This is a genomic window from Stieleria neptunia (assembly GCF_007754155.1).
Lineage (GTDB): Bacteria > Planctomycetota > Planctomycetia > Pirellulales > Pirellulaceae > Stieleria > Stieleria neptunia.
Genome location: NZ_CP037423.1, coordinates 7133582 through 7157314 on the forward strand (window position 1 = coordinate 7133582; position 23733 = coordinate 7157314).

21 protein-coding genes are annotated in these 23733 nt (G+C 57.7%); 9 read left to right on the top strand and 12 right to left on the bottom strand.

Annotated elements, in window-relative coordinates:
- Positions 1-9: 9 nt before the first annotated feature.
- The 5 genes from Enr13x_RS24785 to Enr13x_RS24805 form a co-directional block, all read right to left on the bottom strand.
- On the bottom strand, positions 10-1317 hold the full coding sequence (locus Enr13x_RS24785; RefSeq protein ID WP_145389505.1) for an NRAMP family divalent metal transporter: 1308 nt from the start codon (positions 1315-1317) through the stop codon (positions 10-12).
- Positions 1318-1433: 116 nt separating this feature from the next.
- The gene (locus Enr13x_RS24790) at positions 1434-2525 is read right to left on the bottom strand and encodes a hypothetical protein (RefSeq protein ID WP_145389506.1); all 1092 of its coding nucleotides are present in this window, start codon (positions 2523-2525) and stop codon (positions 1434-1436) included.
- Between the two features lie 252 nt (positions 2526-2777).
- Positions 2778-3374, bottom strand: coding sequence for a hypothetical protein (locus Enr13x_RS24795; RefSeq protein ID WP_145389507.1), 597 nt, complete (start codon positions 3372-3374; stop codon positions 2778-2780).
- A 124-nt stretch (positions 3375-3498) separates the two neighbouring features.
- On the bottom strand, positions 3499-4341 hold the full coding sequence (locus tag Enr13x_RS24800) for a hypothetical protein (protein WP_145389508.1): 843 nt from the start codon (positions 4339-4341) through the stop codon (positions 3499-3501).
- Between the two features lie 177 nt (positions 4342-4518).
- Entirely contained in the window at positions 4519-4863 is a 345-nt protein-coding gene (locus Enr13x_RS24805) for a hypothetical protein (RefSeq protein WP_231743764.1), read from the bottom strand.
- A gap of 192 nt (positions 4864-5055) precedes the next feature.
- Here Enr13x_RS24805 and Enr13x_RS24810 point away from each other — a divergent pair, with 192 nt between their 5' ends.
- From Enr13x_RS24810 to Enr13x_RS24820, 3 genes are all read left to right on the top strand, one after another.
- Entirely contained in the window at positions 5056-5865 is an 810-nt protein-coding gene (locus Enr13x_RS24810; RefSeq protein ID WP_145389510.1) for a hypothetical protein, read from the top strand.
- 149 nt (positions 5866-6014) lie between these two features.
- Positions 6015-7040: an IS630 family transposase gene (locus Enr13x_RS24815; protein ID WP_145385672.1), complete on the top strand. Its 1026-nt coding sequence runs from the start codon at positions 6015-6017 to the stop codon at positions 7038-7040.
- 291 nt (positions 7041-7331) lie between these two features.
- Positions 7332-7532: a hypothetical protein gene (locus Enr13x_RS24820; RefSeq protein ID WP_145389511.1), complete on the top strand. Its 201-nt coding sequence runs from the start codon at positions 7332-7334 to the stop codon at positions 7530-7532.
- A 174-nt stretch (positions 7533-7706) separates the two neighbouring features.
- On the opposite strand, the gene Enr13x_RS24825 is transcribed toward Enr13x_RS24820, so the two are convergent.
- Positions 7707-9044, bottom strand: a complete 1338-nt coding sequence (locus Enr13x_RS24825) for an amidohydrolase (RefSeq protein WP_145389512.1) — start codon at positions 9042-9044, stop codon at positions 7707-7709.
- Between the two features lie 296 nt (positions 9045-9340).
- On the opposite strand from Enr13x_RS24825, the gene Enr13x_RS24830 reads away from it, so the two are divergent.
- The 6 genes from Enr13x_RS24830 to Enr13x_RS24855 all read left to right on the top strand — a co-directional run bounded on the left by Enr13x_RS24830 (position 9341) and on the right by Enr13x_RS24855 (position 17121).
- The gene (locus Enr13x_RS24830) at positions 9341-11038 is read left to right on the top strand and encodes a sulfatase family protein (RefSeq protein ID WP_231743765.1); all 1698 of its coding nucleotides are present in this window, start codon (positions 9341-9343) and stop codon (positions 11036-11038) included.
- Between the two features lie 538 nt (positions 11039-11576).
- Complete coding sequence (locus tag Enr13x_RS24835; protein ID WP_145384425.1) at positions 11577-11822, top strand: hypothetical protein; 246 nt, start codon at positions 11577-11579, stop codon at positions 11820-11822.
- A 92-nt stretch (positions 11823-11914) separates the two neighbouring features.
- On the top strand, positions 11915-13135 hold the full coding sequence (locus Enr13x_RS24840) for a hypothetical protein (protein ID WP_145384426.1): 1221 nt from the start codon (positions 11915-11917) through the stop codon (positions 13133-13135).
- A gap of 938 nt (positions 13136-14073) precedes the next feature.
- Positions 14074-15567: an arylsulfatase gene (locus Enr13x_RS24845; RefSeq protein ID WP_145389513.1), complete on the top strand. Its 1494-nt coding sequence runs from the start codon at positions 14074-14076 to the stop codon at positions 15565-15567.
- Between the two features lie 38 nt (positions 15568-15605).
- On the top strand, positions 15606-16298 hold the full coding sequence (locus Enr13x_RS24850; protein ID WP_145389514.1) for a hypothetical protein: 693 nt from the start codon (positions 15606-15608) through the stop codon (positions 16296-16298).
- Between the two features lie 55 nt (positions 16299-16353).
- Positions 16354-17121, top strand: coding sequence for a ferritin (locus Enr13x_RS24855; RefSeq protein ID WP_145389515.1), 768 nt, complete (start codon positions 16354-16356; stop codon positions 17119-17121).
- A 236-nt stretch (positions 17122-17357) separates the two neighbouring features.
- On the opposite strand, the gene Enr13x_RS24860 is transcribed toward Enr13x_RS24855, so the two are convergent.
- The 6 genes from Enr13x_RS24860 to Enr13x_RS24885 form a co-directional block, all read right to left on the bottom strand.
- Positions 17358-17861 (bottom strand): DUF1269 domain-containing protein, encoded by a 504-nt coding sequence (locus tag Enr13x_RS24860; protein ID WP_145389516.1) that lies wholly within the window; start codon positions 17859-17861, stop codon positions 17358-17360.
- A gap of 51 nt (positions 17862-17912) precedes the next feature.
- Positions 17913-18866, bottom strand: coding sequence for a VOC family protein (locus tag Enr13x_RS38210; protein ID WP_197455334.1), 954 nt, complete (start codon positions 18864-18866; stop codon positions 17913-17915).
- Between the two features lie 356 nt (positions 18867-19222).
- Positions 19223-20065 (bottom strand): hypothetical protein, encoded by an 843-nt coding sequence (locus tag Enr13x_RS38215; RefSeq protein ID WP_197455335.1) that lies wholly within the window; start codon positions 20063-20065, stop codon positions 19223-19225.
- Positions 20066-20253: 188 nt separating this feature from the next.
- Complete coding sequence (locus tag Enr13x_RS24875; protein WP_197455336.1) at positions 20254-20727, bottom strand: hypothetical protein; 474 nt, start codon at positions 20725-20727, stop codon at positions 20254-20256.
- 298 nt (positions 20728-21025) lie between these two features.
- A complete protein-coding gene (locus Enr13x_RS24880; protein WP_231744441.1) occupies positions 21026-21901 on the bottom strand; it encodes an alpha/beta hydrolase in 876 nt (291 codons plus the stop codon).
- Positions 21902-22110: 209 nt separating this feature from the next.
- Positions 22111-23625: a DUF7133 domain-containing protein gene (locus tag Enr13x_RS24885; RefSeq protein ID WP_145389519.1), complete on the bottom strand. Its 1515-nt coding sequence runs from the start codon at positions 23623-23625 to the stop codon at positions 22111-22113.
- Between the last annotated feature and the right edge of the window lie 108 nt (positions 23626-23733).

Below are 23733 nucleotides of genomic sequence, written 5' to 3' on the forward strand. Positions count from 1 at the left end.
GCCGTTCCGCTAACACGGTAAGGTTTTGAACGTGGGATAGACTCCCCCGTTTGCAGGCACGTCGTCATGCATGACGACTGCCACCGGCGGATTGATTTTTTGATAGACCTTGTTGGCCGTGAGGCAGGCCAGGACGCAGGAGACCAGGAAACCGATCACCGCCAGGGCGAGGATCCAACGCGGCACCTTGCGCGGTCCGGTCAGTTCCTTCCGCGTGCCCAGATAGATCAACGCGGCGGCCAACGCGGGGATCCCCAACACCGTGCACGCCTGGGCAATCGTGATCAGGTGGACCGTGCTGCCTTCGCGGGCCAGCGACGCGATCGCCACGCACATTCCGACCAACAAGGCAGCGGTGGTCAAATGCAGCGGCCATTTGTCGTCCAGCATGGAACCCTTGCCCAGCGAATCGGACATCACCGTCCCGCCGATCAACGCGTTGACCAGGAATGAACTGAGCGCACCGGCGAGGATCCCGGTGCAGAATATCAGTTTGGCCGATGCGCCAAACAGCGGCTCCAATTGTCTGGCCACGTCACCGACCGAGGACAATGCCACCTCGTTGGGGTTGCCGTAAAAGACGCGCCAAGACGTCACCAAAATCATCGACGTGATCAGGCCCAACACCGTCATGCTGACGATCGAATCGATCAGCCCCTGCCGGACTTCACCAATCCCCCAGCCTTTCTCTTTGACCAGATAGGCCTGATAAAAGGCGCCGCCGACGGAAAACGTCGTCCCGATCATGCCCAACAGCGCAAACACATCCGGCGCGGCTTCGGGAACGACACGCTCAAAATCCGGCGGGCTGACAAAGATCACGACGAAGTTAAACAAGAACGCCAGCGTCATCAAACCGATCAGGATCTTCATCAACCCTTCGACGCTGCGATACAGGTTTTTCAACAGATACAGACTGGCGATCACCAAACCGTTGACGGCCAGTAAAACCATCGCCCGCGCAGCCAGTGGCAACGGATCTTCGCCGAACATCGGCTCCACGCCACCGATCAACGCGATGTTGTTGCTGGATTGAAAAAACGCGACCAACGTGAACAACGTCACTCCGATCGCGACCGCGACGGGGCGTCCCAACCGACTGGCCAGTTCATCACAGGGGCTGTTTTCGTAAACCGCCCCCAGCCGGGCCGACAATGCAACCATCGCGATCATCAACACCGACGCCGCACACACGACCGGCAGACCGAGCAAGCCCAACGACGCCCCGACCTTGGAACTGGTCAAAATCGATCCCGGACCGAGCACCACCGCGGCCACAATGATGGCCGGCCCGACGGACTGTAAAATTCGTTTCATGTTCTACTTTCTGATTTTTGGCGAGCGATCAACGGTCGAAATAAAGCGGGAGAGGCTTCCAGCCTGTCGGTTCGAAAATTCTGCAATGACAGGCTGGAAGCCTATCCCACCCGTTCTCATTCGTGCCCGTGCACCGGAGCGATCTCGAGATCGGCCAGATAGATCGCCGTGATCGGTTTGCCGTCCGCGTCTTTCTCGTGCGACGAGTACCACGACATGATCGCTTTGGTTGGGCTGAGCGCAATGAAACCGGGGTACGACGTATCGCCCCCGCTGGGAAGTTCGGCGAATTCATGTAACGCATCGTCGATCAGCCAATACATGGAAGTCTTAGGACCTTTGCCGCCGATCGATTTGCGGCCACCGACGACGTAGCGATCGCCCCATCGCACGATCAGCGGACCACCGATGTAACGGTCCAGTTCCTGACGGTCCCATTGTTGATAGGGCGGCTTGGATTGCAAGAGTTGCGCCTTGCCGCCTCCCCGACGTCCGATCGCAATCACGCTTCCGTCGCTCTCAAACTGAAACGCCGTTTCATCGCCGTTGACTTCTTGAAACACGCCCCGCTTGCGCCAGATCAATCCGTCGTCGCTCTCGAGCATCAACGATTCGACAATTTTGCCTTCGCCACGCGGACCGGCTTCGAAGTTGGCTTTTCTGCGGCCGCACAAATACGCCTTTCCGTCAAAGGTGTTGGCGCGCCAGATGTAATGCCCGAACGTCCCTTCCAATAGAGCGGGACCGTTCCAATTCTGGCCATCCTCGCTCCATGCGGCATACCCCAGGTGCATGTTGAGATCGTAATCACTGACCGGGATCGTCGTTTCGCCGCTGTACCAAGTGCCGGTGTAGACGAACAACTTGTCTTGAAACACCAGAAAGTGCGGGTCGCGTGTGTCACGGTGTTTGACGCTGAACTGGTGGACTTGACGCCACTCCCTGGCATCGTCACTGGCCAGGATGATGACCGACGCGGTGGGATGCACCATGTGCCCATCGGGACAGCTGCGAAAGGTGAGGTAAAACTTGTCGCGAAAGCGAACCAGGTCCGTGAACGCGTTGTGCTGGCCGTTGTGAAAGACGCGGCGGATGTTACTGACATTGACCTGGGGCGGTTCATCGGCCCCCGTGCTGTTGCAACCGATCGCAAACGCCAGCGTCAGCAACAGTGCACCGGTCATCGGGGAACGGACTCTTCGTCTCATCAGTCGGTCTCGTCTGCGTCGGTGGGATGTTCCCGATGAACCGAGACCTCTTTTTCCGGTAGGTCTCAAGGTCGAACGGGAACGCTTTCTAGGAGGGAAAGCAGGGAGTATAGCAGGACGCGGCGTGGGGGAGGCGAGGAGACAAGGAGACAAGGAGAGGGGGAGACACGGAGCGATCGATCGGAACAAGACGTGCGGAGCCGTGGTTGTCACCTGATCGTTTGGCCTTCATCACGTCGCGGGCCGGGTGAGCTACCGCGAGCGCAGGGCCGGCAACTCGACCAACGGGAACTCGTCTAACAATGATTGCCTGGTCACCGGTGGGATGGGTTCGAAGCCTCGGCGGGCGATATCCTCTCGTCCGAACGCACAGGCTTTTTCCAGAACATAGTACTGATTGAAGTCCGCGATGGTCTGGTTGATCGGCTCCAAGTCAAACCCGTCCAGGTGGCCTTGCCAGGCACGGTTGAATCGGTCGATGGAGTCGCGCAACTGACGCAGGGGCCGATCGAGTCGTTGTGCCCATAGCCCCTGGTTGGCCCAAGGCGGCGGCGCATGCCGATTCCAATTCTCATGAAAGGAGGCAACCAAACGCCACTGGCTTGGTGAGGCAAGATACGGAGCCAGTTTTGACCAGTCGCCATGAATCATCGCCGCAATTTTCCGAAGGTGCAGACTTGGACCGCGCAGCAACGTTTGTCGATGAGTCTGGCAGGCCCAACGCAATTGCTCCCTCGCCGCATCCAGCCGTCGGCCGCGGGTGACAAACGCCGGCTCCTCGCCTTGATCGGCCAGCATTCGGAGGAATTCCTCTCGCGAACCCTCATTGTCGATCTCCCGCATCGTCATGGCCCCCATCATTCTGCCACCCCCATCATTCTGCCACCCCCATCGTCTTGCCCCCATCGTCTTGCCCCCATCGTCTTGCCCTATCGTCTTGCCCTATCACGTCACGCACAACGTGACCGACCGACTACTCGCTTACCGCTTCGGCCGTTCCGGAATCGGCGGCTGGTGTTTCACTTTCGTCGGCTTCACTTTCGTCGGCTTCACTTTCGCCGGTTTCGGTCGCAGTTTCGGTTACGGTCGCGGTTTCGTCACCGGGCTCGACCATCGGATTGGTCTGGACACCTTCCTCGCCACCGCGTTTGACGCGGAGGATGAATTTGTCGTCTTCGATTCGAATGTCCTCAAACCGGCTCATGAATTTGGCATTTTCGGGATCCTTGTAGACATCCTTGGCCAGGTTCTCTTGCCGCATTGCCTGCATGAATTCATCGGGCAGTGGTTCGCCGTTGAGTTCCGCCTGATCGACGGTGACGATCAGCACGCCTCCGTCCATGGCGACGTCAAAGGTCGCCGATCCGTTGAAGTAGCGTCCCTTGCCCATCGGCAGTTTGTCCAGCGGAATGCTGACGTCGCCTTCGACTTGGTTGTTCTCGATCTTGACATAGACCTTTCCTTTGAAGTCTTCGTTTTTGCTGATCAGTGCGTTGATGTCATCGGCGGTCAACACCAAGTCTTCTTCGGGCGTCTCCCCGGCATCGAGTTTCTCTCGAAACGTTTCGACGCGGGCGTCCAGTTCGGCGAGGTCTTCTTCGGAGTATTCGACGGTCGGCAGGTCAATTGGGGTTTCGGAGGTGTATTTGGCGATCTGGTTGCTGAGGAACCAATAGCCGCCGAATCCGGCGCAGAGAATGGAGCCGATGAACAGTCCGCCTGCGATCAAACAACCCCACAAGCATCCGTTGCCGGATCCGGAACTCTGCACTTGCGGTTCGGTACCTGGAGTCTGGGGGTCGACAAAATTAGACATTTCAGTTTTGTCCTTCACATGAAGAGCGCGGCTTGGCGGGAGACGATTCGCTCATTCTGGCAAATTCTTGCCGACACCGGGGCGCCAAATCCAATCGAATGCGGATCAAAATTGTGATCCGCTTGATCGGACGACTCTCCGTGGCGGCCGGCAAGGCACCTTCGCCCCCTGGATCGCCTATTCGACACCTTCAAGCTTGGCGACGACCGACATGCGATCCGCCCGGCGGGCTTCACTCGACGCTTTGGCGACATCCCAAGACTGTTTGACGTTCTGCTGACGGAGTGTGAGAGTCCAGGGTTCATCGTGGCTCGACGATTCAAATTCTCGTTCGAAGCGTTGCGACGGGGCGTTTTCGGGAAACCACGCCCATTCACGTTCGGCGGTGGTCCGAACGTGCTGCAACGCGTCTTCGATCACAACAGGCGACGGATCATCGGCCCCGATCGACGCGATCCAAAGCCAATGGAGCACGGCAAACGAGAGAAGGATGATGTTTCTCAAAGCAGGCGCCCAAATCATCGGTGCATGAATCTCAACAGGTTTGATTGTAGACGGCAGCCGACGGCGTCGACGACCGTCGATCTCGAAACCACCCGCTTCACTTCATTTTGCTTGACGCGATAGACGTCGCGTCTTATCTTGGAGTCATCGCATTGCGGAACGGTATCTACACACCGCAACGCACCCCTTCCTCGTTCCATCAGGTGAACCATGCGTGCGTTCTGCGTCATGATGTCGTGTTTGATTTCATGTGTCGTCGTCGGGCAAGAAGCGTCTGACGGACAGGCCAAGCTTGCGATCGAACTGGCCAAGACGGAAGCGAAAGCACTGGAGGTTTTTCTCGATTCCGAAAAGCTGAAGTGGGAAACCGAACCGCTGTTGCGATGGACCAATCCGGTTTCGGGTCAAATTTACGGCGACGTTTACATTTGGACGCTGGACGGCCGCCCCGAAGCGATCGCATCGATTTATAAATGGTTCTCCCCGCACACGCATTTGGCGACCGAACTGCAATCGCTCAGCGAGTCGCCGTTGACGATGACGCGTTACGGAGCGAGGGCCTGGTCGACAGGAAAAGGGCTTGAGATGAAGTCACTGGCCGATGCCCCCGCGCCGAGTGATCGTCCCTACCAGCGATCCAGGCAGATGCACTCGATCGCGGAAGAATTCATCGCCAAGGCGGAAGATCGCTCGGATTCGACGTCGACGTGGAATTTGCGTCGCTTGCCCAAACCCATTTTTCGGTATCAAAGCGAAAAACGAGGCATCGTCGACGGGGCAATGTTTGCGTTTTGCCAAGGCAATACGAACAACCCAGAGGTGCTGCTATTGCTGGAAGCCCGACGTCGAGACGGCCAAACACGCTGGCATTACGGACTGGGTCGGCAGAACAGCCTCCGCTTTACCGTGCATCGAAACGGCGAGTTGATTTGGGACGTCCCGAAATTGGCGCCGCCGTGGCCGGCCGTCAACCGGCCCGACCAGCCCTATCTGGTGATCAAGTCACAAACCGCCAACTAAGCACGTGAGCATGTGTAGTTCATGGAAATTGGCAAGGCTTTTGCAGGTTTGTCACGATGGGCGCGGTTCGTTCTTTTGCTAGCTAATTGTCCGGTCGTCGGACGGGCCTGGCAAGGTCGGTGCCTCCCGACAATCACGGGAGACTTACCATGGCAAGACCTGCAACCGTTTTCGCGAAAATCACGAACCAGCAGCAACGTGACCGTCTGATTGAGCTTTGGAAACAGCATCCAAACCATTACACACGAATACGGGCACACGCGATTCTTCTGAGCGATGCTCAATACGAAATTGAGCAGATCGTCGATATTCTTAGTGTCAGTAGAGACAGCGTGCGAGCTTGGATCAAACACTTTGAACAAGACGGACCAGACGCCCTGCTGGACGAAAAGCGACCAGGCGGACCGAGGAAGCTCAATGAACAGGAAGAGCAAATCCTCAAAGATTTGTTGCGGCAATTTCCCTCCCGGCCTGCCACAGTCCTGTCGCGTTTGCGAACACGGACCGGCAAATCGATCAGCCGACATTCGCTGCGTCGTTACGCCCGACGATTCAATTTGAGCTGGAAGCGGTTTCGGCGCAGCCTGCGGAAAAAACGAGACGAAAAGGCTTTCCGGTTGGCTCAAGAGGAACTCGCCGAGTTGCTCAATGAACCTGAACTGGATGTCGTATACTTTGACGAAGCGGGATTTTCGCTTAAGGGCGTGGTGCCATACGGATGGCTTCCCATCGGCGAACGGACCGATGTGCCAGTCACCGGCGCCCATGGGGCGACGGTTCAGGCACTTGGCTTTGAGCATCAAGATGGAACCACCCATACCTATCTTCACAAAGGGTACGTCAACACGCAAACGGTCATTGAAATCATGGATGATTTTTGTGAGACGATTGACCAAACAACGGTGGTCATCCTCGACAATGCATCTTGCCACACCAGCGGAGCTTTTGAAGCATCGATCGAACGCTGGGCAGAGCGTGGGCTGCTGGTTTATCATCTTCCGCCGTATAGTCCCGAACTGAATTCGATCGAGCGACTATGGAGGCAACTAAAGTATCAACAAATGCCCGCCACGGCCTGGGAACGATTCAAAACCTTGTTACAAACGCTGACGACGAAGCTATGCGAAATCGGTGAGGTAACCTACATGCCATCACTTGAAAGTTATGCCGAATAACTCGTGCTGACGTGCTTAGTGCTTCGTCAACTTTTACTCTTAGGGTACCGCGGAAAAGGGGTCAGGTACCAAAAATGCGAAGCACCCTGCGGGCCATTTGGTTTTTGGTACCTGCCCCCTTTTCCGCTCGACAAACGCAGGCTCGAAAATTGAAAGCTGACAAAGCACTAGTGCATCTGCTGCACCTGGTCATCGGGTCGGAGAGCGGGACCTGTGATAAACTGCTGCGACTCGGCAATGGACACCCGTCCCCGAAACCTCCACCAGATACATCACATAGGACATCAAAACATGGCGAAGAAGCACATCACGTTGCAGCACAGCGAGAGCGTCATCGTTCAGGCCGCGGCCCAGATCTATTCCGCCTACATCGCCAGCGGAAAAGTTGGCAAAGACGACAACACGAAATATCTGAAGCAATCCATCAAGGACGCCATCACGATCGCCCGAAGCGTCGACGACGTGGTGATCAGTGACGGTGAAATGGAGTAGTCGGGCACCAACTCGCGAGTGAATCAGTTGGGCGAGCGATAACGCCGTGAAGCGTTTATTCCCTGTGTTTTGTCGAGTTTTTAGCGGTAGGGCGCGAGCCCTCCGGTCCGTCATCTTTACCAAAACACCGGAGGGCTCGCGCCCTACCGCTAACAAATGCTTCACAGCAATGAGCTAGCGGCCGGCGGCTTGTTCGCTGCCCATCAGGGTCATCAGCGCAACGACGGTGGATTCGACACCTCGGATGACAGCCGGTTGGGATTCGATTTTGAACAGGGGTGAATGATGACTCGGCACCGGGGCGCCGCCAGCTGCTTCGGTGTCGAAGGCGGATTGCGGCGTGCCACCGACAGACCAGTAGACCGACGGGATGGTCGGATTGCTTGTAAAGATCGGAAAATCTTCGGCGCCCATGCCCTTGGACGGCTCGTCGATGACCTGATCCTCGCCAATGGTTTTCTGCCATGCGGCTCGCAAGCGTCGCGCCAGCTGGGGTGTGTTGGACGTCGGCGGCACGCCTTCCTTGGACACAATGACTTCGGGCAACTTGTCTTCCGGCAGCCCCGCCACACGTCCCATGTTGGTTGCGATTCTGCGGATGCCATCCAACAACGTCTTGCGTGTTTCCGGACTGGTGCTGCGGACGGTCAACTGAAGCTGCGCCCTGTCGGAGATGATGTTGTGTTTGGTTCCGGCGTGAAAAGACCCGACGGTCACCACACCGGGAACGCGGGGCGCGATCTCGCGGGAAACCAGCGTTTGCAGCGCCATCACGATTTGGCTGCCCAGGACGATCGGGTCTTTTCCTCGGTGCGGGCTGGCGCCATGCGCCCCGACGCCGTGAATGATGATGTCGACCGTGTCCGAACCGGCATAGGGGCTTCCCTCGGAGACATTGATCAATCCGGATCGGTCGCGTGAGGTGACGTGAAAGGCGAGTGCATAATCGGGGACGCCGAAACGTTCCCACAATCGGTCCTGCTTCATCGCGCGGGCGCCCATCACACGTTCTTCGGCCGGTTGCATGATCAACATCAAGGTGCCTTGCCAAACGTCGCGGTTGGCGGACATGTAGCGTGCCGTACCGACCAGGCTGGTTAAATGCACGTCGTGACCACAGGCATGCATCACGGGGACGACCTCGCCCGTGATCGGGCTCTGCTGTGTCGTTTTGGACGCGTTGGGCAGTCCCGATTTCTCTTCGACCGGCAATCCGTCCATATCGGCCCGCATCATCACGGTCGGTCCGTCACCGTTCTTCATCAGCGCGACGACCCCCGTCCCTCCGACGCCTTCGGTGACATCAAACCCGACGGCGCGCATTTCTCGCGCCATCCTGGCGGCGGTCTTGTATTCGACCAGCGACAACTCGGGATGGCGGTGAAAGTGATCAAACAGGCTTGCCAGATGGACGTCATAATCGGCACGGACCGACTGCCGCAAATCTTCGGCGAACGCCGTCGGCGGGAACGCAATCGCGAACAATAAGAGAATCAAGCAGGTCGGTTTCATCAGCGAGGCTCCGGGTTCATCAACATGGCTGGGGGGATCGCGCCAATCGGGGGCGATCCAAATTGTTTGGATTCGGGCGTGCGTTGGCAATGATCGGCAAAGGACTTTCTGTGCATCGCCCACAATCCGAACACGGTCGGTGATCATCGCCAGCGGCTGCATTATACTGCGGAGCCGGATCGGAGCCGGATTGACCACTCCAATCACACCCCACTCGACCTCCCTACGTTCATCCGTGTCGACACCCGTCACAAGACTGAGGATGTGTAGACACCAATGCCCCCACGTTTGATCTGATGATGACTTTTCGCCCCTTTGCATTCTGCCTGTGTTTCTTGATCGCCGTCGCTCTGGTGTCGCGTGAAGCCGACGCGGCCGAGCGTCCGAACATCTTGTACATCATGTCGGACGATCATGCGGCGCACGCGATCTCCGCGTACGGCAGCCGTCTGGCCGAGATCGCTCCGACGCCCAACATCGACCGTCTGGCCGAGGAAGGCGCCCTGTTCACCAACGCGTTCTGCACCAATTCGATCTGTTCGCCCTCGCGCGCCTGCGTGTTGACCGGGCAATACAACCATGTCAACGGATCGTTCGACCTGAGCGGCAGCGTTGCCCCGGGCAAACAGATGCTGGCCCTCCAAATGCGCAAGGCGGGTTACGAAACCGCCATGATCGGCAAGTGGCACCTGAAAGCCGAGCCGGCCGATTTTGATTACTACTGTGTCTTGCCCGGGCAAGGGAAATACCACAACCCTGATTTTCGCATTCGCGGCGACAAGCCGTGGGGCAAGAACCTGATCCATTTCCAGGACAAACACGTCACCGATGCGATCACGGATCTGTCGCTGCAATGGCTTTCCGAGCGGGGCGACAAAGACAAACCGTTTTTCTTGATGCATCATTACAAGGCGCCCCACGATTATTTTGACAATGCGGCGCGTTACGAATCGTATTTGGCCGATGTCGACATTCCCGAACCCGAAACGCTTTGGGATCGCGGCGAGTCGTTCGGATCGTTGGCAACACGTGGCGACAACGACGAATTGGTTCCCCACATCGGCACGTCGATCGGATCGCGCAACCCGCGTCGGTCGTACCTCGGTGATCTGCCCAAGTTGTATCCCAACGAATTCCCCCAAGGCTATGACCCGGCGGATTACACCGACCAGCAAAACACACGCCTGGCGTACAACGCCTACCTGAAGAAGTTCTTGCGCTGCGTCAAAGGCATCGATGACAACCTGGGGCGTCTGTTCGACCACCTCGAAAAGACCGGCCAGATGGACAACACGGTCATCATCTACACCGGCGATCAAGGGTTCATGCTGGGCGAACACGATTACCAAGACAAACGTTGGATGTACGAGGAATCTCAGCGGATGCCGTTTTTGGTCCGCTACCCCAAGACCGTTCCGGCCGGTCAGCGTTTCGACACGATCATCGAAAACGTCGATTACGGCCCCACGATGCTCGACTTCGCCGGCGCAGAAATCCCGGCAACCGTCCAAGGGCGCTCCTTCAAATCCATGCTGGAATCGGGTGACGAGCCCGCCGATTGGAAACAGGCGGCCTACTACCGCTATTGGATGCACATGGCCCATCACGACAACCCCGGTCACATGGGGATCCGCACCAAGACGCACAAGTTGATCTACTACTATGGATGCAACTACGACGGCGGTTACCAGACGCCGGCCGGTTGGGAGCTGTACGACCTGGTCAACGATCCCCAAGAAACGCGCAACCTCTATGACGATCCCGAACACGCCGAGCTGGCCGCGAAACTCAAATCACAGCTCGCTGAGACACGTCGACGCGTCGGTGACGATGGTTCCCACTACCCGGCCTGTGAGGAAGTCGTGCAAGAGTTCTGGGATTATGATGAAGCGGACCGGGCCAAGGCTCGTGAGATCTCACACCGGTACCTCAAGCGACGACTGGAAGAACTGGCGGCCGGCCAGCGGAACATTCGCACGTACTACGGCGAGTGAGATCGAGTTGAGCCGAGACGACGTGGGATAGGCTTCCAGCCTGTCATCGCGCCTCGTTCCAAGGCTCAGCCTTGGAACGCAATGTCGGTGTGGCTCCGCCGCACGCGGTCATCGGGCCGGAGGCGGAGCCTCCAGGACAGTGTGTTCCCAGGCAGAGCCCGGGAACAAGTGACAGTGGGATAGGCTTCCAGCCTGTCATCGAGCCTCGTTCCAAGGCTCCGCCTTGGAACGCAATGTCGGTGTGGCTCCGCCGCACGCGGTCATCGGGCCGGAGGCGGAGCCTCCAGGACAGCGTGTTCCCAGGCAGAGCCCGGGAACAAGTGACAGTGGGATAGGCTTCCAGCCTGTCATCGCACCTCGTTCCAAGGCTCCGCCTTGGAACGCAATGTCGGTGTGGCTCCGCCGCACGCGGTCATCGGGCCGGAGGCGGAGCCTGGGCTGCGCAAAACCGACCGGTTTTGTGTTGAAATTGCTATTTGAGAATTTGACGGAATTGGTTCTCTTATATGCAGTTTTTCCGCGTCATGGAGGTTCAGTCATGTCTCAAGCCACGATTGAGTATAAGTCACCTGTTTCCAAACTTCTTGGTTCGGCACGCCGTGGACGAGAGAAATGGAAGAACAACGCCATGCAATCCAAGCGGTTGATTAAGGAACTCAAGCAAAACCTCTGCAATGCGAGAGAGAGCCGCCAGCGATGGAGAGGCGAGGCAAGCCAACTGCGGCGGCGCGTCGCCGAGCTGCAGAGTGAATTAGAGCAGTTAAAAACGCGGAGCAGCCCCTGAAGAATCGCCCGACGCAGCCGTCGACTCAATTGCTGCCGCCGGCCCCCCAACATTCTTTTTCGTTGAGTCTCGTTGTACTCACGATTTCTTGGGTGCTCCAAGCAACCATCAGCTATCGAGCTTGTGAGAAAATTGCCCGCACGCTAGGCACCATCCATTCTGGATTGTCTCACGCCCCTACGGCAAACACGATTCAGAACTGGACGCTGCGACGGGGGCTGCATGAATTAACGCGTCCCAAAGAACAGGCCGACGATTGGATTCTCCTGGTCGACCACACGATCCAATTGGGAAACGAGAAATGTCTTTTGATCGTTGGGATTCGCCTTGAACATTGGCTCAATCTCGATCGGCCTATCCGACTGAGCGATCTCTCGGCCATCCTGATCGAGATTGTCCAGACATCCAACGGCAAGATTGTTGCCGAGCAACTGAAGAAAGCTGCTGACCGAGTCGGTCAGGTCAAGGCCATCATTTCCGACCAAGGTTCCGACTTGGTCAACGGAATCGCTGGTTTTCAACAGGAAAGCGAGTCGACGATCGCATTGACCGACATGTGTCACCGAACTGCGACGGCACTCAAACATGTCCTGCAGAAAGACCCTCAATGGGATTCGTTTCTCGGGCACTGTGGAAAGACACAACCGAAAGCCAAACAGACTGAGCTGGGATCGTTGTTGCCTCCCAAACTCAAGGTCAAGGCACGCTTCATGAATCTGCACAGTCTGATCGGGTGGGCAGAGCGGATGTTGCGTCTGCTTGACACCCCCCATGAAGAACGTCAGCAACAAGATCGACTTGGTCGCCTGGAAGAGAAATTCGCTTGGGTGCTTGACTATCGTGAATCGATCGCAGTCTGGGCACGTCTGATGCGGATGGTCGACAAGACGTTAGAGCACTCACGAACAGTCGGTTTTAACGCAGACTCGGCTGCTTCCCTGGCTGAAAAACTTTCGTGTGATGTAGGCGATTGGCAGAGCCAAGCGTTTCGCGACGAGATCGTCTCGGCGATCGAAGAGAATTCAAGCATTCTTGCCCCCGGGGAGAGGTTGCCGGCGAGCAGCGAAATCCTTGAATCCTTGATCGGTAAGGGCAAGCAGATGGGTCGACAACATTCTCGCAGCGGTTTCACCCGCAACGTCTTATCAATGGCTGCCAGCGTCGCCGACGTCAGTGCGGAAGCCATTGAAACGAGCCTCGCCTCCGTTACCCACAAAACCCTATGCAATTGGGTGAAGGACAACCTCAGACAAACCATGACGATGTTCCGCCGCAGCGTACTACCGTCATCCCCAGGAACCGATACGGCCTAAATCTGCTATCCTTCTGAGTTGCAATTTTGCGCAGCCCAGGCGGAGCCTCCAGGACAGTGTGTTCCCGGGCAGAGCCCGGGAACAAGTGACAGTGGGATAGGCTTCCAGCCTGTCATCGAGCCTCGTTCCAAGGCTCAGCCTTGGAACGCAATGTCGGTGTGGCTCCGCCGCACGCGGGCTTCGCGCCGGAGGCGGAGCCTCCAGGACAGTGTGTTCCCAGGCAGAGCCCGGGAACAAGTGACAGTGGGATAGGCTTCCAGCCTGTCATCGAGCCTCGTTCCAAGGCTCAGCCTTGGAACGCAATGTCGGTGTGGCTCCGCCGCACGCGGTCATCGGGCCGGAGGCGGAGCCTCCAGAACAGCGTGTTCCCAGGCAGAGCCCGGGAACAAGTGACAGTGGGATAGGCTTCCAGCCTGTCATCGCGCCTCGTTCCAAGGCTCAGCCTTGGAACGCAATGTCGGTGTGGCTCCGCCGCACGCGGTCATCGGGCCGGAGGCGGAGCCTCCAGGACAGTGTGTTCCCAGGCAGAGCCCGGGAACAAGTGACAGTGGGATAGGCTTCCAGCCTGTCATCGCACCTCGTTCCAAGGCTCAGCCTTGGAACGCAATGTCGGTGTGGCTCCGCCGCACGCGGTCATCGGGCCGGAGGCGGAGCCTCCAGGACAGTGTGTTCCCAGGCAGAGCCCGGGAACAAGTGACAGTGGGATAGGCTTCCAGCCTGTCATCGAGCCTCGTTCCAAGGCTCAGCCTTGGAACGCAATGTCGGTGTGGCTCCGCCGCACGCGGTCATCGGGCCCAGGCGGAGCCTCCAGGACAGTGTGTTCCCAGGCAGAGCCGGGGAACAAGCGTTGGCGTTTCATTTTTTCTCCACCGTTGCTTTGCCATCCGTGGTTAAACTCTTTTCTCCCGCAATCCATTCTCGCACCCCCAAAACAGACAATGAAGATTCGCATGGCCCTGGCCGTCCTTGGTGTCGTGATTTTTTGCACGCTCGCATCCCGGTTACCCGCGGAATCACTTTCCGGTTCGCGGCCGAACATCATCTTGGTGATGACCGACGACCAAGGGATGGGCGATCTGTCGTGCATGGGGAACCCGCTCTTGCGGACGCCCAATTTGGATCGGTTCCATGCGATCTCGACCCGATTCACGGATTTCCACGTCAGTCCGACCTGCGCCCCCACGCGTTCGGCAATTTTCAGCGGTCGCCATGAATTTCGAAACGGTGTGACGCACACGATCAAAGAACGCGAGCGGATGGCGTTGTCGACGACGACGTTCCCACAGCTGTTGGAAGAATCGGGGTATGCCACGGGGATTTTTGGCAAATGGCACCTGGGTGATGAAGACGCCTACCAGCCCTACAACCGCGGCTTCAGTGAGACCTTCATTCACGGAGCCGGCGGGATCGGCCAGGCGTACCCCGGCAGCTGTGCCGACTTCCCGCCCAATCGAGTCGCGGACGGCAAATACTTTGACAACGTCATCCTGCACAACGACACGATCGTGCAAACGAAAGGCTTTTGCACCGACGTGTTCTTTCAAGCCGCACTCGGCTTCATCAAACAACAGCACGAATCAGACTCCCCGTTCTTTGCCTACATCACCACCAACGCGCCGCACGGGCCGATGCTGGCGCCGGAAAAGTACAAGAAACGGTTCCGCGAGTTGGGTTGGGATCGGAACCTGCAAGGCCGCTACGGTATGATCGAAAACATCGACGACAACTTCGGCATCTTGATGGACAAGCTGGACCAGTGGAACCTGTGGGACGACACGCTGGTGATCTTCATGACCGACAATGGTCAAGCCGGACGCAGTGCCAAGAGGAACGGCAAGTCCGAACCCGTCTTCACGGCCGGATTCAAAACTGGAAAGGGCTCGCCGTACGAAGGCGGAACCCATGTGCCGGCGTTTTGGCGGTGGAAGGGAAAACTGGGGGAAGGCGTCGACATCCCGGCGCTGACCGCGCACCTCGATCTGTACAAGACGTTCTGCGCGCTGGCCGGTGTCACGGTCCCCGACGACATCCAACCGATCGACGGGCGTTCCTTGATCCCGTTGCTGGAAAACCCCCAGGCCGCGTGGCCGGATCGCACACTGTTCGTCCATCAAGGCCGTTGGCAAAAGGGAGAGGACCCGAACGACAGCAAGTTCAAAAACTGTGCCGTTCGGACCCAGCGTTGGCGGTTCGTCAACAACAAGGAACTCTACGATATCTCGGTAGACCCCTACGAAGCGAAGGACGTCGCGGCGGATCACCCCGACGTCATCGCCGAACTGCGTCAGGCCTACGACCAGTGGTGGGCCGACACCGTGCCGTTGATGGTCAACGAAGACGCCCCCTACGCAGAACAACAACCTCAAAAGGTGCGCTACGAAAAGCAATTGGCGGAGAGGGGAATCCCCGACTGGACGCCTCCGACGCTGTAACAAACCAAGTGGGGTAAGCATCCTGCTTGCCTCCCTCTTTGAATCAGCTTTTTGTCGCGGTGGATCTCATGTTAGAAGTCAAAGCATTCAAATCAGTCAATGACCTGATTGGAGAGCTCGACAACGGAGGCCGGTTTTACCACCTGTTCTCTCACGCAGATGACAAGATTGTCACCAAAGGCGAATTGGCAAAAGCAGCAGGGCAACTCGTCGGAGCAAACAATGCCTTTCTGTTCCTCAAATTGGCAACGCTTGGTTTTTCCGAAGCAGAGAAGTTTGCAATTCTAAACATGCTTGAACCGAACTTGCGGGAAAGATATCGCGAATCGATGCCGAAAGTCATCAACCCATCGTCGGTGGATCATGAAGGTAAAGCCGGCGACGCTGTCGTCGTTGAGGGGCCCGTTGAACACTGCCATGACAAAACCCAGTTCGGTGGTTTCATCATGATTCCGATCACAGTTGGTGAAATCACGACTTACACGATGACACCGATCTTCGACAATTACGCGGTCTACAGAGTCTTTGATGAAGAGAACCGGGATAGCAAGGAACGCTGTGCGGTGATTGCAGTGCCATTGAACATCGAATTCGCTGACGGCGATCGAGTTCGATTCGCAGGCTACCTACGAGATTTGGAATTCAATGAGGGAGAGGTCCGCACCAACAGCTACTATTTGGAAGCGACCTACTATTCCCGGGTTGGAAAAGGACCGTCACCGACGACTTGACGGATTCAACGTGGTCAGGAGGTAGAGCCGGATCCGGAAACAAAGGGGTCCGTTGATGCCGAACCACTACCAACTGCTGCTCCGGCCACTGGTGGACGGCGTGATGAGCCGCTTCATGGGCTGGGTCGGTGGCACGCATACGATGCGGCCTCGGGGCCGGCCAAGGCTCCGGTTCACGCCCGAGCAACAAGGAAAAGAGGCTTGCCCCCTGGTATGCCCCCGCACCGGGACTCGACAGAACGCGGCGGCGCTGCGAAAACCGATGTATGGCGACACCGGTTCCACCCTTCACATGAAAGGCCCCAAAAAAATGTCAAATCAACAAATCAACGACGCCTTGAACGGACAAATCGCCTCGGAATTTGCCTCTTGGTATTCCTACCTGGCGATGAGTGCCTGGTGTTCCCAAGAACAACTTGCCGGTTGTGCGGGATGGCTGCGGGCACAAGCTCAGGAAGAGTACACGCACGCGATGAAGATCTACGAATTCCTGCTCGATCGCGACGTCGAAGTCAAGCTGTCGCCGCTCGACGCGCCCCGTCAAACGTTCGGTTCGATCGTCGAAATCTTCGAGTGTGCATTGCAACAGGAACAGGAAAACACCAAGCGGATCGACGACCTGTTCAGCATGGCGATGGAGCAAAAAGCGTTCGCGTCGCTGGTGGAACTGCAATGGTTCGTGACCGAGCAAGTGGAAGAAGAAAAAACCGCCCGAACGAACTTGGCGCGGATCAAGATGATCGCCGATGACCCTGCGGCCGTCTTGGATTTCGACAACGCACTGGGCCAGCGCAGTTTGCCGATGGACACGTCGCCCCAATAAGCGCAGAGCGTGTTGGTGTGCAGACTGCAGGGACCGTCCAGCTTAGGGCTAGCGCGAAACGCGACAAATCTGAATGATCTGACCGAATGGGCGAGAGGTGGTCGGCGGAGGGGGGGTACGACGTCCTTTCTAGGTCGTCGCGCAGAGCCCCACGGGCGACGGCCCGGAAGGGCCGTCGTACACCAGAAAAGCGACCGCCTTAAGCTGAACGGTGTCTGAAGACTGGACACCAAAGGTTAGTCCATCTCGTATCGCTCCAGGGTCTTGGGATCGGTTGCTTGGAGCACCTTCTCGGCATGGTTGAGTGCCTTGGCGTCGACATCGTGAACGATGACCAGCACCGAGCCCGATTCCACGCGGGCTTCGTAGTCGGAACTGACGTCGTGATCCACACCCCACCGCTCCATCACCCCGAGCAGGCTGCCGATCGCGGCGCCGATCGCCATTCCCACGAGCGGTCCGGCCATGATGAACGGGCCGACCAATGTTCCGGCCGCGATCGGTGCGGCAACGGTCCCACCGATCAGCATCCCCAGCGAAGTGCTCCGTCCATCCGGTCCGTGTTTACCCGAACTGTGCTCGTGCTCCTCGTGAAGCTCGCTGAGATGCACCGCCGCCGGATCGCTGGCACTGGAGACGACGGAGATATGTTTTAACGTGTAGTGCTCTTGTTCGAGCTCTTCGAGACCGACTTTCGCAGCGGCATGCGTTTTGTATTCGGCGATCAAACACTTGGACATGATTGTTCTCCCAGTTTGTGGTGGGCCTCCGAACCCACCATTTAACCCGATTTACTTCAATTCGCCAAAACTCAACTGCCAGGACACGCCGAAAGGGTCGGTCACCCATCCGAATCGAGTGCTGAAACCGTAGTCGTCCAACGGCATCAGGACCTTCCCGCCTTCGGCGAGGTTTTTAAAGATCAGATCGACCTGCTCTTCGCTCTCGCAATCCACGTAAAGAGAGATCGATGGAGTGAATTCAAAACGGTGATCAACGGGGCTGTCGATGCACAGCAGCCTTGTTCCGGCGAGGCGAAACGCCGCGTGTTTGACCGTCCCCGCTTTGCCGTTTTCGCCTTCGCCATACTTCGTGACCCTTTCGATCCCGCTGTCAGGAAACGTCGAAACGTAGAACTTCATCGCTCGTTCCGCGTCCCCTTGGAACATCAGCAGCGGGGCGACACTCGGCTTCGCGCTCAGGGCATCCGCTTTTTTGCGAATCATCTCGCCCGACATGAACGTCTTCCAGTTTCCGTCATCAGTTAAGATTTGGGACGTGGTCACGATCCGATCCGCATTCTGAAACTTGTAGATTTCACGATAGCGAGCCGTCGCGCCCTTGACGGACATGCTGGGCCCTTCGGCTACGAAAACCAACTGCTGCTGTTCTTCATCGAGCGTTCCTTCATAGTCCCATTTGAAATCGAGTGCATTGTCGACCCACGTCGCGGTGAAGACGTTTTGCTTGGGGTCAACACCGAGCGTCTGCTGGGCGTGGCAATGAAATCCCCCCATGTTCGTCCGAAACTCGTTGACGACCCAGTGGTCGCCGATCCGTCGCGAAGTCATCGATCCCTTGTACGTCACCGATTGATCGGGTGAACGGGAAATCGTTATCCAATCACCGTCGAATTTTTGAATCCAATCGGTCGATGCCATGTCCGCGGGCTTTGGTGCGTCCTGCGCCACGGCCAAGGTCGTCAGCAACAAACAACAACTGACACTGGTGGCAATCGCTTTCATTCCTTCGCTCCTGTGCATCAAATCATCGCGAAACGACGTCGTTTCGATGCATCCATCGTCCCCCAATCCGAACCAAAATGCTAGTGCTTTCTCAACGCCTCGTTTTCCTCAGCGAATCGCCGAAGGTTTTGACGGCCCGTTGAAGTAGAGGGATCGGTTGAGCCGATCGTGAGCCGCCGGCCGTAAGGCCACGGGCATCGTGCATCGTGCATCGTGCATCGTGCATCGTGCCACGGGCCACGGGCCACGGGCATCGCCAGAAGGCCCGGCCGCTGACGCGTCACGGCTCACTCAATCAACACGCCGCCCGCGAGTTTCGCAACGCGCTGATCGAGCCGTGACGCGTACCCAGAATGTCACTCCGGTATCACATCCGTCAGGCCGGTCAGGTAGGGCGTGCGCTGCTCGACACCGTCTCGTTCGAGAAACTCCTCGGCTTCCCACACCGGTTTGCCCTGATGGTGCAATCGCAGTTGCCGCCAGGTGAACCGGACCGCTTGATACTTCCAGACGCTCTGGTCGTTTTCACGTTGAACCTCGATCCGAAGCAGCAATTCGGGGTCGGTCCCATTGTCCCAGACGAACGCGAACAGGGCACCGTCGAATTCCGCGGTCGAATCCTGGTACCTGAACAGCGGCTGCGGTAGCAATCGCAGATGATTCGTCTGACCTTTGTGAATCATCTCCGCCTTGAATTGACGGGCCATACCGCGCATTTGAACCAGTCGCCTCCCACTGTCCGTCGAGACCGCTGGAGCAGACGGCACGGTCTTTAGCTCCAGTTCATCCACTGCCGGCATCCATCGCTTGCGCGGCGCCTTTCCGACGGTCATCGGGACGATCGGCGTCGGCCGCAGGAGATGCAGTTCGACAAACTCGTAGTCTTGCCGATTGATGGGAATCGATCCGATCGTTCCGATCAACGCCAAACGTTTGGAGGGAGTTTGCCAAACGAACACGCTTCCAAAAACATTGCCTTCGGAACTGAAGCGGAAAAGCGGAGTGCGTTGCCACTGGTAGACTTGGCCGTCTTGCGACTGAATCTCCAGATCCTTGGCGGTCTGATCAAAGCGGTCAAACAATCGTTTGCTGCGTCCGGTCGTCTCCTGACCGGGCACCGCCGGGTCTTGGGCGGAAGCCGGCACCACGAAGGCAAGGCCGACGGCAAGAAACGTTCCCATCAGACGTAGTATCAACATGACTCAATTCAGCGACGGTGGACGAAAGGCGAGATGGTGCGGGATCGACAGCCACACGATCAACCTGTGACGCCGAAACAAGAGTGTAACGCAAACAAGACACCGCGTCTATTTCGAGCAGCGGAGATCTCGATCCGTTGCCTGGATCGATCTTTCGATGGATTTGACAGGCTGGAAGCGGATCCCATTTAGTTCTGATCGCCGATCGATCGATACCGTTGGCCGACGACCTGGAACGAGAATCCGTCTGCCGTCGCATCGCTTTGGAACACGGTTTTGGCGATGTCGCGTGGAAACGACTTGCCGTTGGTTTCGCAGTATTCTTTTTCAATCGACGCCAACGTGTCTTCGATTTCCTCCGCCCCGGGCGGTTCGAAGTCCATGGCAAAACCGATCGGGCTGGTGCTGACGCGTGTCCGCTCGACATGCACTTCGGGTTGCGTTGCCGCACCTTCTCCCAGCAACCACAGGATGAACAACATCGACACCGTCGTGCCAAGCAAGATCATCAATGCGGACAAGAACGAACTGACCGCATCGAATCGGCTCAGTCGCAAGGACGGCATCGGGTCGGTCGCGGGTGGCGTATCCGCGTTCTGATGGATCTGAGGGATTCGCCGCAGGAGCGTTTTCACTGGAGCACTCATTTTGACCGTTGTCATCGTCGCGTTACCGATTGTCCACACAAAGACCAAGGCGACGGCAGGCCCACGATCCGAACATCGACGTTTTAGCGGCAGGGCGCGCGCCCTCCGGTCTTTCGCGCGGATACCGGACGGCTCGCGGGCTGTCGATTTAGTCGGGATCTGCTGCGTTAATGGTGAGCCGCTGGCCGTAAGGCCTCGGGCAACGTCGCAGTGCCCGGCCGCTTACGCGTCGCGGCTCACAAAACGGACAGCCCGCTCGCGCCGTTCCGCTAACACCTTCCGGGGGTGTTTTGGTTAGCGGCAGGGCGCGCGACTAGCTGTCTTGATTCGTCACTTCGGCGACGATCCAGTCGAACACACTGCTGAGATAGTCGTCACGAATGATGTCGTGGTGCAGGTCGTGCGTTCCTTGTGCCCAGATCTTTGTGACCGCTCGGCCTCGTGTTCGTTGGGCGAATTCCACGGAGGCTCTGTGGCAGGTGATCAAATCGGCGTCGCCGTGGGTGATAAGCGTCGGCGTGGTGAGTTGCTCGGCGTGATCGAGCGCCCAACGCCCCGAATCGATCAGGGCCTTGCCGAGACGGAGACTGATTCTCTGCTGCACGAGTGGATCCTCCATGAAAGCACGCTGCATTGCCGGATCGCGACTCAAGCGGGCCGGATCGACTGACGAGTTCAACACGTAGTCGGGGCGAATCTTCGCGAACAGTCGCAGCAGAAACAGGCAGATCGGTCCGGGTTGATTCACCGCACGCAACATCGGCGATCCCGCGATCATCCACGCCATCTTGGAATAGCCTCGAAGCTGGTGGTTGAGCACAAAGTTGCCTCCCATGCTCTGGCCCAACAGACCGACCGACGCGTCGGGATGCCGTTCCGTTAAACGGTTCAGAAAAATGTCGACGTCATCCAATAACGCTTCGTAGCAGGGGATCAGCATCCGGCGTCCGGGGCTTTTGCCGTGCCCGACCTGGTCAAAGGCATACACGCGGATTCCGCGACCGGCAAACCAACGCCCCAAGGCATCGAACCGTCCCGAGTGGTCGCCCAATCCGTGCACCACTCCCAACACGATCTCTCGTGAATGAGACGATGGCGGCGCATCGGGGTGGTGCCAAGACCGAACGAACCGCTCGTCTTGGCCGAACTTCCACGTCTGCTCGCTGCTGATCATGTCACCGGCGTGCACGTTGGACAATCCTCGGTGAGTTCGTTTCGGGCATCGTTAGGCGTGGTACCGGGGCGATTGGCAAAACAATGGGGGCGGAAGGAAGGCAGAATGATACGGGGCAGAATGATGGGAGGCAGGAAAAGAATGGTTGGAAGTGAGAAGATTTGAAAACCTTGGGCAAGTCGCGACGCAAGTTTTCTTGCCTCCGAACTCTTTTTCCCCGCTCGTTAATTCGATGCGGCCGCGTCGCTGGGCCGCTTCGGGATTTCGTTGAGCGTGTAGTAGGCCCGGGTGTGGACCAGCTTTTCGCCGTTCGGTTCGCGAATCGCATGGAAGTCAAAGTCATGGACGTGCCCTTGGACCAACCCGTCGATCTTGAGCTGAACGGTCAGACCGTCGTCGGACACGATCGCCTGGGTCACCGTGGGTGTCGTCTGGTCGACTTCGGGGCTGCCGTAGCCTTGTCGATAGAGGTGGGTGTAGGTCGTCAGTTGGTAGGATTCGGGTTGCGAGGCGATCTCGGGATCGACGGGTTTGGTAAACGTCACACGAAACCCATCAGGCAACGCATTGAGTTGTTTGATTTCGAAGGGCACGATCCCGGTCCAGTCGAGTCGTTGGATGGCAAATTCTCGCGGCCCACGTACCGGCCAACCGCGGTTGGTGCCGCCGACGATCAGGTCGCCTTGCCGCGTGAACTGACACGCCAACAATCCGGTCGCCAGGCCTTCGCGGAACGGGTAGCAGGCGCCTTGCCAAACCCCGTTGATCTTTTCGGTCGTCGCCCGCATCACCACACTCAGGCTGAAATCCCCGACGAAGATCTGGTTTTCAAACGGCCCAAATTTGCCGCCGGTGTGATCGACCATGAAGCCCGAGATCGATCGCCCCATCTTGATGTACGGAAACACGACCGCGTACGGCACCAACTCTTTGACTCGCCGTCGTTCGGTCATCAACCTCGACGGCGTGTTCGGTTCCACCTGTGGCTTTTCCAGATTCCTCGCCAAGTCATACCAGCGAAAACTCGCCGGATGCCCCATGAATCCGCCCGGCTCCAACACCTTCAAGCTGCACGATCCGTTCCAGGGTCCTTGGCTTTCGGCATAAAACATCACGCCGTGTTCGTTGGGGCCGATGCCGCAGGGGCTGCGGATGCCGCTGCAAATCGGGATCGTTTTGCCATCGGGAGTGACCTTCACACACCAACCGCGAAACGGTTCATCGGACTGATAGGATTTGGAAAGACACAGTGCGACCCAGATGTTGCCTTCGGGATCCAGTTTCGAACCGAAGGCAAACTCGTGATAATTGCGGAATCCCCAGACATCGCTGAGGGTTCGAAAACGGTCCGCCAGTCCGTCACCATTTTCGTCGCTGATCTTGGTGACTTCGGTTTGCTGGGTGATGTAGAACGCGTCGTCTTTGAAGGACATCCCCAGGACTTCGTCGAGCCCGCTGGCAAAGCGTTTGTACTTCGGTTGCGGGTAGTCCTCGAATGCGCCTTCGACCAAGAAGATGTCACCGCGGCGGGTTCCGATGGCCAACCGATCGTCGGGCAGGACTTCAAAGCTGCCCGCTTCGATTGCCATGCCATCGGGCATCGGGATCTCGACGATCTTGTAGTACTTGGATTCCTCTTCGGACGTGTCCCAATATTCACCGAGCGTTTGGGCGTGCGTCGAGGACGCCGCGGAGAGGAGGAGGGCGAAAACGAGGGTGAGGGTTGTTGTAAGACGCATGGGACTTCGATAGTTGATCGGTGTTTCGTAGTCACGTGACTCGTTCCACGGCTCCGCCGCGGGAACGAGTGGGATAGGCTTCCAGCCTGTCGTTGCGGCGGAGGCGGA

Excerpts from the sequence above, each read along its gene's own strand:
- Enr13x_RS24860 (WP_145389516.1), bottom strand. The coding sequence starts at position 17,861 with ATGTCCAAGTGTTTGATCGCCGAATACAAAACGCATGCCGCTGCGAAA.
- Enr13x_RS24830 (WP_231743765.1), top strand. The coding sequence starts at position 9,341 with ATGATGACTTTTCGCCCCTTTGCATTCTGCCTGTGTTTCTTGATCGCC.
- Enr13x_RS24785 (WP_145389505.1), bottom strand. The coding sequence starts at position 1,317 with ATGAAACGAATTTTACAGTCCGTCGGGCCGGCCATCATTGTGGCCGCG.
- Enr13x_RS24810 (WP_145389510.1), top strand. The coding sequence starts at position 5,056 with ATGCGTGCGTTCTGCGTCATGATGTCGTGTTTGATTTCATGTGTCGTC.
- Enr13x_RS24820 (WP_145389511.1), top strand. The coding sequence starts at position 7,332 with ATGGCGAAGAAGCACATCACGTTGCAGCACAGCGAGAGCGTCATCGTT.
- Enr13x_RS24815 (WP_145385672.1), top strand. The coding sequence starts at position 6,015 with ATGGCAAGACCTGCAACCGTTTTCGCGAAAATCACGAACCAGCAGCAA.
- Enr13x_RS24835 (WP_145384425.1), top strand. The coding sequence starts at position 11,577 with ATGTCTCAAGCCACGATTGAGTATAAGTCACCTGTTTCCAAACTTCTT.
- Enr13x_RS38210 (WP_197455334.1), bottom strand. The coding sequence starts at position 18,866 with ATGAAAGCGATTGCCACCAGTGTCAGTTGTTGTTTGTTGCTGACGACC.
- Enr13x_RS24845 (WP_145389513.1), top strand. The coding sequence starts at position 14,074 with ATGAAGATTCGCATGGCCCTGGCCGTCCTTGGTGTCGTGATTTTTTGC.
- Enr13x_RS24790 (WP_145389506.1), bottom strand. The coding sequence starts at position 2,525 with ATGAGACGAAGAGTCCGTTCCCCGATGACCGGTGCACTGTTGCTGACG.
- Enr13x_RS24800 (WP_145389508.1), bottom strand. The coding sequence starts at position 4,341 with ATGTCTAATTTTGTCGACCCCCAGACTCCAGGTACCGAACCGCAAGTG.
- Enr13x_RS24805 (WP_231743764.1), bottom strand. The coding sequence starts at position 4,863 with ATGATTTGGGCGCCTGCTTTGAGAAACATCATCCTTCTCTCGTTTGCC.
- Enr13x_RS24795 (WP_145389507.1), bottom strand. The coding sequence starts at position 3,374 with ATGACGATGCGGGAGATCGACAATGAGGGTTCGCGAGAGGAATTCCTC.
- Enr13x_RS38215 (WP_197455335.1), bottom strand. The coding sequence starts at position 20,065 with ATGTTGATACTACGTCTGATGGGAACGTTTCTTGCCGTCGGCCTTGCC.
- Enr13x_RS24855 (WP_145389515.1), top strand. The coding sequence starts at position 16,354 with ATGCCGAACCACTACCAACTGCTGCTCCGGCCACTGGTGGACGGCGTG.
- Enr13x_RS24875 (WP_197455336.1), bottom strand. The coding sequence starts at position 20,727 with ATGACAACGGTCAAAATGAGTGCTCCAGTGAAAACGCTCCTGCGGCGA.
- Enr13x_RS24825 (WP_145389512.1), bottom strand. The coding sequence starts at position 9,044 with ATGAAACCGACCTGCTTGATTCTCTTATTGTTCGCGATTGCGTTCCCG.
- Enr13x_RS24885 (WP_145389519.1), bottom strand. The coding sequence starts at position 23,625 with ATGCGTCTTACAACAACCCTCACCCTCGTTTTCGCCCTCCTCCTCTCC.